This is a genomic window from Pseudonocardia terrae (genome assembly GCF_021343995.1).
Lineage (GTDB): Bacteria > Actinomycetota > Actinomycetes > Mycobacteriales > Pseudonocardiaceae > Pseudonocardia > Pseudonocardia terrae.
The window spans coordinates 1-15559 of the sequence record NZ_JAJTTE010000049.1; the positions used below are offsets into that span (position 1 = coordinate 1).

General features: G+C 74.9%; 12 protein-coding genes. 7 read left to right on the plus strand and 5 right to left on the minus strand.

Annotated features, from left to right (window positions below):
* Positions 1 to 417: 417 nt before the first annotated feature.
* Complete coding sequence (locus LWC33_RS26510; RefSeq protein ID WP_233307402.1) at positions 418 to 1659, minus strand: cytochrome P450; 1242 nt, start codon at positions 1657 to 1659, stop codon at positions 418 to 420.
* A 129-nt stretch (positions 1660 to 1788) separates the two neighbouring features.
* On the opposite strand from LWC33_RS26510, the gene LWC33_RS26515 reads away from it, so the two are divergent.
* Positions 1789 to 2427 carry a TetR/AcrR family transcriptional regulator gene (locus LWC33_RS26515; RefSeq protein WP_233307403.1) on the plus strand — a complete coding sequence of 213 codons (639 nt, stop codon included), beginning with the start codon at positions 1789 to 1791 and terminating at the stop codon, positions 2425 to 2427.
* A gap of 78 nt (positions 2428 to 2505) precedes the next feature.
* Positions 2506 to 3369, plus strand: coding sequence for a 4-hydroxyphenyl-beta-ketoacyl-CoA hydrolase (gene couO, locus LWC33_RS26520; protein ID WP_233307404.1), 864 nt, complete (start codon positions 2506 to 2508; stop codon positions 3367 to 3369).
* Between the two features lie 18 nt (positions 3370 to 3387).
* On the opposite strand, the gene LWC33_RS26525 is transcribed toward couO, so the two are convergent.
* The 3 genes from LWC33_RS26525 to LWC33_RS26535 all read right to left on the minus strand — a co-directional run bounded on the left by LWC33_RS26525 (position 3388) and on the right by LWC33_RS26535 (position 6636).
* Positions 3388 to 4485 carry an amidohydrolase family protein gene (locus LWC33_RS26525; protein ID WP_233307405.1) on the minus strand — a complete coding sequence of 366 codons (1098 nt, stop codon included), beginning with the start codon at positions 4483 to 4485 and terminating at the stop codon, positions 3388 to 3390.
* An 8-nt stretch (positions 4486 to 4493) separates the two neighbouring features.
* A complete protein-coding gene (locus LWC33_RS26530) occupies positions 4494 to 5882 on the minus strand; it encodes a type I glutamate--ammonia ligase (RefSeq protein ID WP_233307406.1) in 1389 nt (462 codons plus the stop codon).
* A 139-nt stretch (positions 5883 to 6021) separates the two neighbouring features.
* Positions 6022 to 6636, minus strand: coding sequence for a PadR family transcriptional regulator (locus LWC33_RS26535; RefSeq protein WP_308191012.1), 615 nt, complete (start codon positions 6634 to 6636; stop codon positions 6022 to 6024).
* Between the two features lie 145 nt (positions 6637 to 6781).
* Here LWC33_RS26535 and LWC33_RS26540 point away from each other — a divergent pair, with 145 nt between their 5' ends.
* Genes LWC33_RS26540 through LWC33_RS26560 form a run of 5 tightly spaced genes read left to right on the plus strand, consistent with a single transcriptional unit; the run spans position 6782 to position 13681 of the window.
* Positions 6782 to 8302, plus strand: a complete 1521-nt coding sequence (locus LWC33_RS26540; RefSeq protein ID WP_233307407.1) for a class I adenylate-forming enzyme family protein — start codon at positions 6782 to 6784, stop codon at positions 8300 to 8302.
* Positions 8295 to 10760 carry a xanthine dehydrogenase family protein molybdopterin-binding subunit gene (locus LWC33_RS26545; protein WP_233307408.1) on the plus strand — a complete coding sequence of 822 codons (2466 nt, stop codon included), beginning with the start codon at positions 8295 to 8297 and terminating at the stop codon, positions 10758 to 10760. The genes LWC33_RS26540 and LWC33_RS26545 overlap by 8 nt, the downstream gene beginning before the upstream one ends.
* Positions 10760 to 11539: an enoyl-CoA hydratase/isomerase family protein gene (locus tag LWC33_RS26550; RefSeq protein ID WP_233307409.1), complete on the plus strand. Its 780-nt coding sequence runs from the start codon at positions 10760 to 10762 to the stop codon at positions 11537 to 11539. Before LWC33_RS26545 ends, LWC33_RS26550 begins: the two co-directional genes overlap by 1 nt.
* A 1-nt stretch (position 11540) precedes the next feature.
* Positions 11541 to 12413 carry an FAD binding domain-containing protein gene (locus LWC33_RS26555; RefSeq protein ID WP_233307410.1) on the plus strand — a complete coding sequence of 291 codons (873 nt, stop codon included), beginning with the start codon at positions 11541 to 11543 and terminating at the stop codon, positions 12411 to 12413.
* Positions 12414 to 12415: 2 nt separating this feature from the next.
* On the plus strand, positions 12416 to 13681 hold the full coding sequence (locus tag LWC33_RS26560; RefSeq protein ID WP_233307411.1) for a xanthine dehydrogenase family Fe-S subunit: 1266 nt from the start codon (positions 12416 to 12418) through the stop codon (positions 13679 to 13681).
* Positions 13682 to 13771: 90 nt separating this feature from the next.
* Here the strand turns inward: LWC33_RS26560 and pabB are convergent, their stop codons facing one another.
* Positions 13772 to 15541 carry an aminodeoxychorismate synthase component I gene (gene pabB / locus LWC33_RS26565; RefSeq protein ID WP_233307412.1) on the minus strand — a complete coding sequence of 590 codons (1770 nt, stop codon included), beginning with the start codon at positions 15539 to 15541 and terminating at the stop codon, positions 13772 to 13774.
* Positions 15542 to 15559 lie beyond the last annotated feature (18 nt).

Here is a 15559-nt window from a genome sequence, read left to right on the forward strand (position 1 = left end):
ACCGTTGCCCGCCGGTTCTGTCGGCTCCGCGGTCGCAGGCGACGATCACGCCGGGCGTCATGATCGCCGTTCAGGACCGAAAGCGGCCGCGGGTGGCCGGGTGTGGTCCCCACCGGTGATCACGGGTAGAGCCGAGCCTGCGGTCGGGATGAGCTCGCTGCCGTCCTGGACCGCTCGCTGCCGTCCTGGACCGCTCGCTGCCGTCTTGGACCGCTCGCTGCCGTCTTGGACCGCTCGCCGCCGTCCTGGACCGCTCGCCGCCGTCCCGGACCGCTCGCCCCCATCCCGGACCGCTCGTCGCCGTACCGGACCGCTCGCCGCCGGATTCGGCCGGTTCCGGTCCCGGCGATCATGAGCTCCCCGACGCGACCGCCGGCCGTCGGAACACCCCGACGGCCGGCGGATCGTCTCAGGGTGTCACCAGGTCACGGGCAGCTCGGTGACCCCGCCGGTGAGGTGGTCGGTGCGGACGCCGATCTCGTCGAGACCGGCCCTCAGGCGCAGGCCGGGCAGCCGGCGGGCGAGGGTGGCGAAGACGGTCCGCAGCTCCACGCGGGCGAGGCTCGCGCCGATGCAGAAGTGGACGCCGTGGCCGAAGCCGAGGTGGGAGTGCTCGTCCCGGTCGGGGTCGAAGGTCTCGGCGTCGGCGAACGCCGAGGGGTCCCGGTTCGCGGAGTTGATCGACAGGATGACGGCGTCGCCGCGCCGGATCGTCACGCCCGCGACGTCCAGGTCGGTGTGCGCGTAGCGCAGCAGGCCGAGGTCGCCGGGGGCGCCGAGCCGCATGATCTCCTCGACCGTGGCGTTGACCCGGCCGTCCGGGTCGGCGGTGAGGTGGTCCCAGTGCTCGCGGTGGGTGAGCAGGAACAGGGTGCCGAGCCCGATCCGGTTGACCGTGGTCTCGTGGCCGGCGAAGAGCAGTCCGACCGAGAGCCGGATCATCTCCCCGTGGTCGAAGGCCTCGTCGGCGGCCTGGGCCTGCACGAGATCGGAGATGACGTCCTCGGTCGGGTTCGCGCGCTTGGCCTCGGCCAGCCCGGCCATGTACCGGCCGAACTCGGCGCGGGCGCGGTGGGCGTCGCCGTCCTCTGAGTAGGTGGCCATCCGGTCGGACAGCGACCGGAAGTGCTCACGGTCCTCCTCGGGCACACCGAGCAGCCGGCAGATCACCGCGACCGGGAGCGGGAGCGCGAGCTCGGTGTGCATGTCGACCGGCTCGCCGGCGTCGTGCAGGGCGATCATGCGGTCGATGTAGCCGTCGACGAGCTCCTGGACGTGGTCGCCCAGCCGCAGCATGCGCTTGGCGGAGAAGGCCGGGGTCAGCAGCCGCCGCATCCGGGTGTGGTCGGCCTGCTCGGTCTCGTAGGAGCCGGTCGGCCCGTCCTGGACGGCGGCATGGGAGATGCGGGCCGCGCGTTCGGGCTCGGGGTGCGAGCGGCCGAGCCGCTTGTCGCCGAGCAGCGTGCGCACCTCGTCGAACCGGGTGACCAGCCAGGCGGGGTCGCCGGCGGGGGTGGTCACGGCCGCGACCGGGGCCTCCCGCCGCAGCACCTCGTACAGCGGCGCGAGGTCGAGGATGTTGGGGCGGGCGAAGGGCAGTCGGCGGTCCGGGCGGTCGCGGTCGGCGTGGTCCGTGGTGGGCGGGGCGGCGGCGGTCATGGGTCTCCTTCCGGAAGGACGCACCCCCGACCGTACGATTTTATGGCAGTGCCTGCCAATTAAAGGACGCCAGGGACGTGCCGGACACCCCCGTAGGCTGGCCCCTCCGCGACGGATCCGGAGGCGTCCATGGGGGTGACGGAGCCGCGGGTCGGCACCCGCCGGGGCCGGCCGCCGGTCAGCGAGGAGCGGCGCCGCGCGCAACGTCTCGAGATCTCCCGGCACGCCGTCCGGCTGTTCCGCGCGCACGGGGTGGCGGCGACATCGGGGGAGCAGATCGCCCGGGCGGCGGGCGTCTCGGAGCGCACGCTGTGGCGTTCGTTCCGCAGCAAGGAGAGCTGCGTGGAGCCGCTGCTGTCCCAGTCCCTGGAGGCCTTCCAGGCCGTACTGGTCACCTGGCCGCCCGGCGTCGCCCTCGCCGATCACCTGCGCGACGGATACATGGTGGTGCCCGAGGACTCGTGGGCGGACCTCGACGCCGTCCTCGCCGTGGTCCGCCTGACATGCGACGAACCCGCCCTCCGCGCCGTCTGGCTGGTACTGCACGAGCGCGCCGAGCCGGCCATCGCCGCCGCGCTCGCGGGGCGGTTCGGGCTGCCCGCCGACTCGTTGGAGGTCCGGGCGCGGGCCGCCGTGGTCAACGCGGCCCTGCGGGTGGCGACCGACGACCTCGCCCGCGCCGCCGAGGAGGGCGTCGAGGTCGTGCACCGGCACCGGGGACTGGTTGCCGAGGTCCTGCGCCTCGTCGACCGTCCCGACGCCCGCTGAGTCCGTCTCGGACTCCCGCTATCTCAGGAAGCTTGATATCGTGCCGGGGTCGCACCGAAAGCGGAACCCGGAGGACACGTGAACATCGACCGGCTGGTCGCGATCGACGTGCACACCCATGTCGAGCAGGACGGACACGGCTGCTTCTCGCTGGACCAGGAGCTGATGGACGCCTCGGCGCAGTACTTCCGCGCCGACCAGGACCGCACCCCGACCGTCGCCGCGATCGCGGAGCACTACCGCGAGCGGAACATGGCCGCCGTCGTCTTCACCGTCGACGCGGCCTCGGGCACGGGCCACCCGGCGCTGTCGAGCGAGGAGATCCTCGACGGCGCCGCCGAGTTCCCGGACGTGCTGATCCCGTTCGGCTCGGTGGACCCGCACGCCGGCAAGGCCGCCGTGACCCGGATCCGCGCGCTCGTCGAGCGGGGCGCCCGCGGCTTCAAGTTCCACCCGTCGTTGCAGGCCTTCGGGCCCAACGACTCGCGCTACTACCCGCTGTACGAGGCGATCGCCGAGGCCGGCGTGCCGGCGCTGTTCCACACGGGCCAGACCGGGATCGGCGCGGGCCTGCCGGGCGGGCACGGGATCAAGCTGAGGTACTCCGCCCCGATGCTGCTCGACGACGTCGCCGCGGACTTCCCCGACCTCACGATCGTGATGGCGCACCCGTCGGTGCCGTGGCAGGACGAGGCGATCTCGATCGCCACGCACAAGGCCAACGTGTTCATCGACCTGTCCGGCTGGCGGCCGAAGTACTTCCCGCCGCAGCTGGTGCGGGCGGCGAACACGATGCTGCGGTCGAAGGTGCTGTTCGGGTCGGACTTCCCGGTGATCACCCCGGACCGCTGGCTGGCCGACTTCGCGGACCTGGAGATCAAGGACGACGTCCGGCCGCTGATCCTCAAGGACAACGCCGTGCGGGTCCTCGGGCTCGGCTGAGTCACCGTCGGTGGAGCGTCAGAGCCCGTAGAGCCTGCGGGCGTTGCCGCCGGCGATCATCGCGGCGACCCGGCGCGCGTCCGGTCCGGTGGCCTCGTCCTCGGCGACCCAGCCGCCCAGCACCCGGCCGACGGCGCGGCGGAAGGCGCGCGCCGCGACCAGGTACAGCTCGGGCAGCCCGAAGGCGTCGGAGGAGTAGAGGAGCTTGCCGAACGGGCCGATCTCCAGCGCCTCGGCGAGCACCTCCGCCGCGCGGTGGCCCACGTAGGTGGAGGCCAGCCCGACGTCGAACCAGACGTGCGGGAACACCTGGGCCAGCCAGGCCGCCTCGCGGTGGTACGGGTAGCAGTGCAGCAGCACGATCGGCGTGCCGACGGCCGCGGTGGCCCGGCAGAAGGCCGTGAGCAGCACCGGGTTCGCCCGGTGCAGGTCCTCGTCCGGGTCGCCGAACCCGGTGTGCAGCTGTAGCGGCAGCCCACGGTCCACGCCGCACCACAGCGCGTGTCGCAGCAGGACGGGATCGGTGAGTCGGCCGCCCTCGCGCAGCCAGCCCTGCGCGGCGGCGGTGACCTCGACGGCCGCGGGCCGGTGCGGCGGCACGTCGAACCCGTGCCGGTAGGCCAGGATCGACTTGCAGGCGACCGCGTCCGCGGTGCGCCGGGTGAGCGCCTCGACGAGGACGTCGGCGTAGTCCGCGGGGACCACGCGGGACCGGACGACGTCCTCGGCCACGGCCTCGAGCCGGACGACCTCGGCGACGGGTGCGCCCGCGGCCGCGGACAGCGCGTCGAGCCCGAGCAGGTCGGAGGCGCGCAGGCCGTGGTCGACGAGCAGCGCGTCCGTGCCCGTCGCGGCGAGCAGTCGCCGGGTCGCCTCGGCCGCGCCGAGCTCGCGGCGGCGGGCCAGGTACTCGGGGGGCGGGGCGTGCCGCGCGAGATCGAGGACCGGTGCGCACTCCCTGCGCACGGCGAGGCCGAGCATCGAGTCCCACGGGTCGTGTGCGGGCACGGGAGCCTCGGTGAGCAGGGCGCCGAAGGCCGCCTCGTCGAGCTCGTCGGGGACCACGCTGTGGCAGTGGTGGTCGACCAGCCGCAGCTCCTCGGCCCAGCTCGTCATCACTGTCGTCACCACCGCCACCGGGTCGCGTCGATGATCTCCGCGGCGGTGCGTCCGACGAGCGCGCCGGCCTCGGCCCGCCGGACCGCGAGCAGCGTCTCCGTCAGCGACGGGCCGAAGGCCGCGGTCAGGGCCGGCTCGGCCTCGAACGCCGCGGCGGCGGTGGCGAGATCGGTGGGCAGCCGTTCCACGGCGAGGCGCGCCCGCTCGTCGTCGGACAGGCCGGCCGGGTCGGCGTGCACCGGCTCCGGCAGCGTGCCGCCCTCCTCCAGGCCGGCGAGACCGGCGGCGAGCAGGCCCGCGACCAGCAGGTACGGGTTGGCCGCCTGGTCCATGCACTTGATCTCGACGTTGGCCGCCGTCGGCTCCTCGCCCTGTGAGCCGGTCACCAGGCGGACGGCCGCCTCCCGGTTCTCCCGGCCCCAGCAGGCGTAGGCCCCCGCCCAGTGCGAGGGCAGCAGCCGCAGGTAGCTCGCGACGCTCGGCGCGCCGACGGCGAGCAGCGCGGGCAGGCGCCGCAGGATCCCGGCGGTGAACGCCTCCGCCTCGGGGGTGAGGCCGAACCGGCCTGCGCCGCCGGCGAAGACGTTGCGGCCGTCCTGGGTGAGGGACAGGTGCACGTGCCCGCCGTTGCCGACGCCCGGGTCCGCGACGCTCGGCGCGAAGGACACGGCGAGCCCGTGCCGGGCGGCGACCGCGCGGATGGTGGTGCGCACGAGGACGACGGTGTCGGCCGCGGCCACGGGTGCCTCCGGGGCGACCGACAGCTCGAACTGGCTCGGCGAGTACTCGGGGTGGAACTGCCGGACGTCCACACCCTCGGCGGCGAGGGCGCGCAACAGGTCGACGCCGTAGTCCGACAGCTCGACCAGCCGGGACATGCCGTAGGCGGGACCGGTCGCGGCCGGTTCGGGCCCGTGCGCCCCGTCCCGGTACACGACCCACTCCACCTCGAAGGCGCTCCGGGCGGTCAGCCCGGCCGCGGTCAGGCGGTCCACCGTCCGGGCCGCGAGCAGCCGCGCGCAACCCGGGTGCGGCTCGCCCTCCTGGGTCCAGCGGTCCGCGGGGGCCCACGCCCACCCGGGTTGGGCCGCGAGCGCGACGACCCGGTCCAGGTCCGGCAGCAGCCGCAGGTCCCCGGTCGGGTTCGCCACCGGGGTGGCGGCGATCGAGTCGTCGTGGCCGAAGGCGTCGAACACCGGGGTGGCGCCGACGCCCCAGGCCGCCGCGTGCTCGAACGCCGCGAGCGGCACGCCCTTCACGCGGGTGATCCCGGCCGTGTCGACGAAGGTCAGCGCCACCGCGGCGATCTGCTCGACGGCCATCCGCTCGGCGAGGCTGCGCGCCCGCGCCGCCCGCTCCTCGCGCTGGGCGAGGTCGAGCTGTCCGGTGTCCATGCCCGACGATCGTGCCAGCTCAGCGGCGGTTGCGGTCCCCGTTCGCACCGCCGGGATGCAGCCCGCGGCCCGCGGTCACCGCCGCCACCGGCTGCGGCTCGGCATCCGCGACCGCGGGGGTCACCGGCGGAGCGGCTGCTCAGGCGTCAGGGGCCGGGGGCGCGAGCCGGCGCCGGCCCTCGGCGAGCGAGGACAGGTCGCCCTCCTTGAGTGCGGTCCAGAACCGCAGCGCGGCGTGCTCCATCTCCAGGCCGAGCTCGAGGGTGAGCATGCGCGGCCGCAGGGACTCGTCGCCGCCGAAGCGCTCCTTCATGTCCTCGTAGACGGCGATGCGGTCCTCGTGCTGGCGGATCTGGTCGCGGGCCAGCGCCGAGACGTCCCCGGGGTCGCCCGCTTCGTTGAAGAACAGCTTGAGCTCGGCGATGTCCCGCATCTCGAAGTGTTCCTCGGTCGGCGAGGCCAACCAGGTACGCAGGGTGCGGCGGCCCTCCTCGGTGAGCGAGTAGGTCTTCCGGCGCCGCCCGGCGTCCTCCGTGGACAGCTCGAGCAGCCCGAGGGCGGCGAGCCGGTCGGGCTCCGAGTAGAGCTGCGCGTGCGGGAAGTTCCAGAAGTAGCCGACCGAGTGCGCCACGCCGCGCTTGAGGTCGTAGGGCGTGGACGGCCCGCGCAACGCGATCATCCCGAGTACGACGTACGAGGTCGGCGACAGCCTGATCCCGCCGCCCCCACGGCCCGACGCGCGGGTCTCGCTCACCGCACCCCACCTCCGCCCGGGCGGCGGCCCGTCCACCGCTCGGATCGATCCAGCCTACGGACCGGCGAGCGCGCAGCCGCCGACCCCGGCTTGTCCAGAGACCATGTGAACTGTACCGTATGTTTCAGATGGTCATGGAGGATCGATGGATCTGTCGACGGCGTTGCGATGGACCGCGGAACGGTTCCCGGATCGGCCCGCCGTGCGGGGCGAGGGTCGCCACCTGACCTACCGGCAGTGGGACGCGCGGACGAACCAGCTGGCCAGGGCCCTGCAGGGCCGCGGGGTGGGGCCGGGTGACCGGGTCGTTCTCGTGCTGCGCGGCGGGGAGCCGCTCGCGAGCCTGCACCTGGCGGTGCAGAAGCTGGGCGCCACCTCGGTACCGCTGTCCACCCGCTTCGCGCCCGAGGAGCTGCGGTACTGCCTGGGCGACAGCGGGGCCGTGCTGCTGGTCGTCGACGAGCCGCACGGGGAGCGCGGGGCGGTCGCCGGCGGGGCGGCCGGGGTCGTGCTCGCGACCGTCGACGAGCTCGACCGGACCGCCGCCGGCGAGCTGGACTCCGACCTGGGAACCACGCCTGCGGAGTCCGCCACGAGCGTCGTCCTGTACACCTCCGGGACCACCGGGCGGCCGAAGGGCGTGCCCCGCACGCACCGCGCCGAGCACGCCGCCGCCGTCGCCCACGCCGTGCAGACCCAGCAGCGGCTCGGCGAGGTCGTGCTCGGGGTCATGCCGATGTTCCACACGATGGGCCTGCGGACCCTGCTGGCGAGCATCGTGGTCGGCGGGACCTGGGTCGGTCAGTCCACGTTCGACGCGGACGGGTCGCTCGGGCTGATCCTCGCCGAGGGCGTCGGCTCGCTCTACCTCGTCCCCACGATGTACTGGTCGTTGCTGCGCACCGGCCGCCTCGGCGAGGCCCGCTCGGTGTCCCGGATCGCGTACGCCGGCGCGGCGATGGCCCCCGCGCTGGCCGAACGCCTCGCGGCCGAGGTGCGGCCCGCGTCCTTCGTCAACCACTTCGGCAGCACCGAGATCTACACCTTCACGATCAACCCGGACGTCCCCGCCAAGCCGGACTCGGCGGGCCGGGCCGGGAGCTTCTCCCGGGTCCGGCTGGTCGCCCCCCAGGTCGGTGCACCGCCGGACGCCGTCGTGGCCGACGGCGAGCAGGGCCAGGTCATCGTGTCGCTCGACAGCCCGGAGGCCTTCGGCGGCTACTGGAACCGGCCCGATGCCGACGACAAGGCGATCCGGGACGGCTGGTACTACACCGGTGATCTCGCCGTGGCGGACCCCGACGGCGACCTGCACGTCTCCGGCCGCGTCGACGACATGATCAACTCGGGGGGCGAGAACCTCTACCCGGACGAGATCGAGGCCGTCCTGGCCCGGTGCCCGGAGATCGACGACGTCGTGGTGGTCGGGCTGCCCGACGAGCGGTGGGGGCAGGCGGTGACCGCCTTCGTGGTACCGGGCCGCGGGACGGACGCCGCGGCGGCCGCCGAGAAGGCCCTCGCCTTCGCCCGCACCGCGCTGCCGTCGCTCAAGCGGCCCAAGAAGGTGATCGCCCTCGACGCGGTGCCCCGCTCCGCCGTCGGCAAGACGCTGCGCCGGGTCCTCGTGACCGGCGACTACGAGGCGAAGGGGGAGGCCCGTGCCTGACCTCGGCCGCGAACGGCCCGCACCGGTCGACAGCGCCGCGGACCGCTGGGTGCCCGCCCGCATCGAGGACGCCGCGCTGGTCAGCGGCACCGGCGCGTTCCTCGACGACCTGGATCCCCTGCCCGGCACCCTGGTCGCCGCGGTGGTCCGCTCCACCCAGCCGCACGCGCGGTTGGTGTCGGTCGACCTCGGCCGGGCCCGCGCGCACCCGGGCGTCGCCGCCGTCATCGGGCCGGACGAGGTCCGCGCCGCGGTGCGGCCCTTCCCGCTGTCGACCGCGACCCCGATGCCCTATCTGCCCACTGCTGTGGACAAGGTCCGCTACGTCGGCGAGCCGATCGCCGTCGTCGTCGCGACGGACCGGTACACCGCCGAGGACGCCGCCGAGCTCGTCACGGTGGACTACGAGCCGCTCGCCGCGGTGGTCGCGCCCCGCCCGGCGCTCGCCCCCGACGCACCGCTGCTGCACGAGGACGCCGGCAGCAACGTCGGGACGGACCGCACCTTCACCTTCGGCCCGGTCGAGGAGGCGTTCGCCGCCGCGGCGCACGTCGTCGAGCAGGACTACGACTTCCCGCGCTACTCCTCGGTGCCGATGGAGTGCTACTCGGTGATCGCGCAGTGGCGCGACACGGGCGACGGCCCGACCGTCGAGGCGTGGGCGAACTTCCACGGCCCGTTCACCATGGTCCCGGTCATGGCCGGTGCGCTCGGCCTGCCGACCTCCCGGGTGCGGCTGCACGTCCCCGCGGACATCGGCGGCAGCTTCGGGATCAAGGCCGGCATCTACCCCTACGTGGTGCTCATGGCGCTCGCGTCGAAGCACGCCGGCACGCCGGTGCGGTGGACCGAGGACCGCATCGAACACCTGCTGGCCAGCTCGACCGGCGCCGACCGGGCGATGCACTGCGCGGCCGCCGTGGACGCCTCCGGCACCGTCACCGCGCTGACGGTCGACCTGGTCGACAACGTGGGCGCCTACCTGCGCCCGCCCGAGCCGTCCACCCTGTACCGCTGCTTCGGCAACATCACCGGCCCGTACCGGATCGGCGCGGTCGGGATCCGGGCGCGCGCGGTCGTCACCAACACCATGCCGACCGGGCTCAACCGCGGCTTCGGCGGCCAGCAGCTCTACTTCGGGCTGGAACGGCTGATGGACGCGGTGGCCGCTGCGACCGGCCTCGACCCCGTGGAGGTGCGGCGGCGCAACCTGGTCGACCGGTTCCCGTACGAGACGCCCAGCGGCGGCGTCTACGACTCCGGCGACTACGCGGCGGCCCTCGACCTCGCACTGAAGAACGCCGACCTCGACGAGCTGCGCGCCCGGCAGGAGGCGGCCCGCGCCGACGGCGTCCACTACGGCATCGGGGTCGCCCTCGTCGTCGACCCGTCCGGCACGAACATCGGCTACGTCGGCCTCGCCACCCCCGCCGAGCAACGCAGGCCCGGGCGGGACAAGTCCGGGTCGACCGAGCACGTCCGGATCGCGGTGGACATGCAGGGCCAGGTCACGGTGATGCTCGGCAGCGTTCCGCAGGGCCAGGGCCACGCGACCGTCGCCCGCTCCGTCGCGGCCCGGCGGCTGGGTCTCGCCGAGGAGCAGGTGCGCGTGGTGGTCGACATGGACACCGCCACGACCCCGTGGACGGTCACCTCGGGCAGCTACTCCTCCCGGTTCGCCCCCCTGGTGACCAGCGCGGTCGTGGAGGCCGCCGACCGGATCGCGGCGACCGTGCGTGCCGCCGGCGGGGTGCTGCTGGACCTGCCGGCCGAGGAGCTCGAGCTGGCCGACGGGACGGTCCGGCACCGCAGCGACCCGGAGCGGGCCGTGCCCTTCCGGCACGCCACCGGCGTCGTGCACTGGGACCCGGGAGCGCTGCCCGAGGGGGTGCCGGCGCGGCTGTACGAGGAGGCCGCCTTCACACCCCGGCAGGCGCGGGCCGCCACCCGCGACGACCGGATCAACTCCTCGCTCTGCTACGGGCTCGTCGCCGAGGTCGTGGCGGTACGGATCGATCCGGACACCCTCGAGATCACGGTCGACCGCGTCTCGTCGGTGCACGACTCGGGCACGGTGCTCAACCAGACCCTGCTCGAGGGCCAGGTCCACGGTGCCCTCACGCACGCCCTCGGCGGGGCGATGTACGAGGAGTTCACCTACGCCGACTCGGGCCAGCCCACCGCAGGCACGTTCCTCGACTACCTCTGCCCGACGAGCGCCGAGACGGGCGGCGCGTTCGCGGACCTGCGCACCGACCACGTCGTCAACCCCTCGCCGGTGACGCCGCTCGGGGCGAAGGGCTGCGGCGAGGGTTCGTCGATGAGCTTCCCGGCGGCGTTCGCCAACGCCGTCGCCGACGCCCTCGCCCCGCACGGCATCACGCTCACCCGGCTGCCGGTGCACGGCGAGGTCCTGCACCGGCTGTTCGGGACGACCAGCACGAAGGAGACCCACTGATGGCGCTGACCGGCGGAGACGTCCTCCTCGAGCGCAGCGGCGACGGCCGCGTCGCCCACCTGACCCTCTCCCACGGCAGGTACACCGTGGTGACCTGGGAGATGCGCCGGCTCGTCGCCGAGCGGTTCGCGGAGATCGAGGCGGACCCGCAGGTCCGGGTCGTGGTCGTGCGCAGCGACGGCCAGCACTTCACCTCGGGCGGCGACATCGCGGGTTTCATGGAGGTCGACCCCGTCGACTTCACCGACCTCGGCCACAACGTGACCGCGGCCGCGCGCAGCACCCGGCCGGTGATCGCGGCGATCGACGGCTACTGCTTCGGCGTCGGCCTCGAGCTGGCGCTGTCCTGCGACATCCGGCTCGCCACGCCCCGCAGCCAGTTCGCGCTGCCCGAGATGAACCTCGGCATGATCCCGGGCTCCGGCGGCACCCAGCGGCTGACCCGGCTCATCGGGCTCTCCCGCGCCAAGTTCCACATCCTGACGGCCACCCGGATCCAGGCGCAGCAGGCGCTGGACTGGGGCCTGGTCGTCGCACTGCACGAGGATCGGGAGGCCCTGTACGCCGCCACCGACGAGCTCGCGCGGACGATGGCGGACTTCTCCCCGGCCGCGCAGCGCACCGCCAAGGAAGTCCTGGACAAGGGTGTCGACGGGCCGCTCTACACCGGCATCGAGCTCGAGCGGAAGGCGTACGCCATGCTGCGCTCCACGCACGACTTCGCCGAGGGCGTGAAGGCGTTCGGGGAGAAGCGCAAGCCGGAGTTCACGGGGCGCTGAGATGAAGGCCGCGCCGTTCGCCTACGTCCGGCCCGCCGGGGTCGACGACGTCCTGGCCGAGCTCGCCGACGGCACCGGCAAGGTGCTCGCCGGCGGGCAGTCGCTGGTCCCGGTGCTCGCCATGCGCCTCGGCCGTCCGGCCACGCTGGTCGACATCACCGCGGTCCGCGAGCTGCAGGACCTGCGGGCGCACCCCGACCGGCTGCGGATCGGGGCGGCCGTGCGGCAGCGGACCGTCGAACGCGCGGCGCAGGCCCGCGCGGTGCCGCTGCTCGGGCTCGCCCTCCCCTTCGTCGGGCACCGGGAGCTGCGCAGCCGCGGGACCGCGTGCGGCAGCCTCGCGCACGCCGACCCGGCCGCGGAGCTCCCCGCGGTCGCGTGCTGCCTCGGGGCGACGATCGAGGTGGCGGGCCCGCAGGGCCGGCGGGCCGTCGGTGCGCGGGAGTTCTTCCGGGGCGCGATGACCACCGCGGCCGGCCCGGAGGAGGTCGTCGTCGCCGCCGAGTTCCCGGCCGCCGGGCCGGGGGAGGGCTTCGGGTTCGGCGAGATCGCCCGCCGGCACGGCGACTTCGCCCTGGCCGGGGTGGCCACCGCGGTGCGCGTCGGCCGCGACGGCGCCCTGGCGGACGCGCGGCTCGCGGGGTTCGGGATCTCCGACCGGCCGGTGTTCCGCGACGTCACCGCGCTCCTGCGGGAGGCCGGCTCTCCGGTGGAGGCCGACGCGCTGCGGGAGGCGACGACCGTGCTGGCCGACGAGATGGTCGACACCGGCGGCGACGCGCACGGCTCCACCGGCTACCGGCGCCGCCTGTTCGCCGTGCTGGCCGCCCGCGAGCTCGCCACCGCGCTGCGCCGCGCCACCCCCCAGGAGTGATCATGACCCAGCTCGACGACCGTGCCACCACCGGCGCCCGGTATCCCGCTCCGCGCCCGCAGCGGGTCGAGGCCGGCGAGCTCGCCGAGGTCACGCTGACCGTCAACGGCACGGAGACCACGGTGGCCGTGCCGGCCCGCATGCACCTGGCCGACGTCCTGCGCGAGCGGCTCGGCCTGACCGGCACCCACCTCGGGTGCGAACACGGGGTGTGCGGGATGTGCACTGTGCTCGTCGACGGCGAGGCCGCGCGCGCCTGCCTGCTGTTCGCGGTGCAGTGCGACGGCGCCGAGGTCGTGACCGTCGAGGGGCTCGGTACCGCCGACGACCAGCACCCCCTGCAGCGAGCCTTCTCCGCCCACCACGGCCTGCAGTGCGGCTTCTGCACCCCCGGCATGCTCATGAGCAGCTACGACCTGCTTGCGAACCCGCCCGGGGAGACGGGGGAGGGGCCGGCCGAGCAGATGTCCGGCGTGCTGTGCCGCTGCACCGGGTACCGCGGCATCCTCGCCGCGGTCGCCGACGTCGCCGAGAGCTGTCCCGACGGCCCGCCGCCACCGCGCAACTGCGGCGCGCGCACGCTCGTCGGCCGGAGCGCCGTGCCTCCGGTCACCGGTTCCGGGACGGTCGCGGGTGGCGTGCCCGAGGTGCCGGAGGAGATCCGGGAACCGGGCGGCGCCCCCTCCGCGACGGTGACGGTGGCGAGCACGCTGCGCTCGCCCGTGGAGGAGGTGTGGCGGGTCCTCGCCGACTTCGACCGACTGGCCCGGTGCCTGCCGGGCGCGCAGCTCGTGGAGACCCTCGACGGGGATCGCTACCGCGGCCGGGCGACGGTCGCCCTCGGTCCGGTGCGGCTCGCGTTCGAGGGCCTCGCCCAGGTCGTCGAGCGCGATCCGAAGGCGCACCGGATGCGCGTGCTCGCGCAGGGGGCCGACACCGGCGGCAGCGCCACCCGGGCCGTGATCAGGCTCGCGGTCGACCCCGCCGACGGCGGGGCGCTCCTGCGCGCCGACGCCGACCTGCACCTCTCGGGCCGGATCGCCCAGTTCGGCCGGGCGCTCGCCGGGGACGTCGGGCGGCGGATGTTCGAGCAGTTCGCCGAGGCCGTCGACGAGACCGCGCACACCGGCCGCGCCCCGGAACTCCGCGCCGGGCCGAGCCCGGTCGCCCTGGCCGCCGCGGCGCTGCGGGACCTCTCCCGCCGCGCCCTCCGCGCCGGACGCGACCGCGTCACCACCTGGTTCCACGCCCGCCGCCGACACCCCTGACCGCCCTCGGTCCCGGGCACCGCGAGTGGGCGGGCGCGGGCCGGCTCAGGCGTGTCGGTACGGCCGGCGGGGTGATCGGTGGACCGCGTCTCACGGGGAGGCCGCGGGCTGGCCGGACGGGACGAGGGCCGCCGGCCGCCACCCGCGCAACGAGCTGACCAGCGCGAGCTCGTCGGCGCGGAGCAGGTCGCCGGGCCGCAGCGCCCGCTCCCGCAGCCGGCCCGCGGCCACCAGCAGCCCCCGCTCGACGCCGGGCAGGCAGCCGCCGCCGAGCGGCGGGGTCCACCACTCGTCGTCGAGCCGGACGGCGAGGTTGGCGGTGCAGGACTCGGTGACCTCGCCGCGCTCGTTGACGAGCAGGACGTCGTCGGCGCCGGGGTGGCGAGCCAGCCGCACGGAGTAGGGCTCGCGCCGGCTGGTCTTGTGGTGCGGCCAGCACTGCGTCGCGTCGACCGGCTCCGGGTCCACCACCAGCCGGACCGGCCCGACGCCGGGCGCGGGGAGGTCCTCGACGTCGACGCCGACCGTGCCGTCGCGGTAGCAACGCAGCCGGACGCGGGCGTCGGCGCAGCCGGTGAGGCGCGCGATCAGTTCTCCGCGGACGGCGGCCTCGTCGAACCGGAAGCCGAAGTACGTCGCGGAGTCGCGCACGCGGGCGAGGTGGGCGTCGAGCGAGCGCAGCCGGCCGGCCTCGTGGCGCATCGTCTCGATGAGGTGGAAGTCCTCGGGGCGCGCGTCGAGCACCCGGGCCTTGGCCTGCAGCTCGGCGTACTCGGCGGCCGGTTCCGAGCCCCACGTCACGCCGCCACCGGTGCCGTAGGTCGCCGTGCCCCGCTCACGGTCGACGACCACGGTCCGGATCGCGACGGAGAAGCGGGCGCGCACGGGCTGCTCGGCCGGCGCCACGACACCGATCGCTCCGCAGTAGACGCCGCGCGGGCTCGCCTCGACCTCGCGGATCAGCTGCATGGTCCGGGCCTTCGGCGCCCCGGTGACCGAACCGCACGGGAACAGGGCCCGGAAGGTCTCCGTGAGCCCGACGCCCGGACGCAGCTGCGCCGTGACGTCCGACGTCAGCTGGTGGACGGTGGGGTACCGCTCGGTCCCGAGCAGGCGCGGCACGGTCACGGTGCCCGGGCGGGCGAGCCGCGCGAGGTCGTTGCGCACGAGGTCGACGATCATCACGTTCTCGGCCCGCTCCTTGGCGCTGCCGCGCAGCCGGGCCACGGCCTCGTCGTCCTCCGCGGTCGTGCGGCCGCGCGGGGCGGTCCCCTTCATGGGGCGCATCAGGATTCGATCGCCACGGGTCTCGAAGAACAGCTCGGGGCTGGCGGAGGCGACCACGAACCGGCCCGTGTCCAGGTAGGCGTGGTGGGCGCCGCGCTGGCCCAGCGCCAGGTCGCGGTAGAGCCGGGTGAGGTCGCCGGAGACCGGCGTGGTCAGTCGCGTGGTGAGGTTGCACTGGTAGGTCTCGCCGGCGGCGATCCGCGCCCGCACGGTCTCCACGGCGGCCCGGTGCGCCGCGGCGTCCCACTCCGCGACCCAAGGTCCCGCGGCGTAGGGAACCCGCGGGCCGTGCGTCACGACCGGCGCGGTCTGCGCCTCGCGGGTCAGCCCGAACCACGCGAGCGGCAGCCCGTCGACGGGCTCGCGGGTCGCCAGCGTCGGGTCGAGCCCGCCGGCGGCCTCGTACGTCACCATGCCGAAGGCCCACCAGCCGGCGTCGGTGCGCCGCTCCACCTCGTCGAGGACGCCCGCGACCTCCGTCGGCCGCCATGCGACCAGCTCGGCCTCCGCCCGCGGGAAGAGCCGGGCGGTGCCCGCGACGAGGTCGTCGACGCGGGCCCAGGGTCCGGACACGGGCGGGCCTCCTCGGAG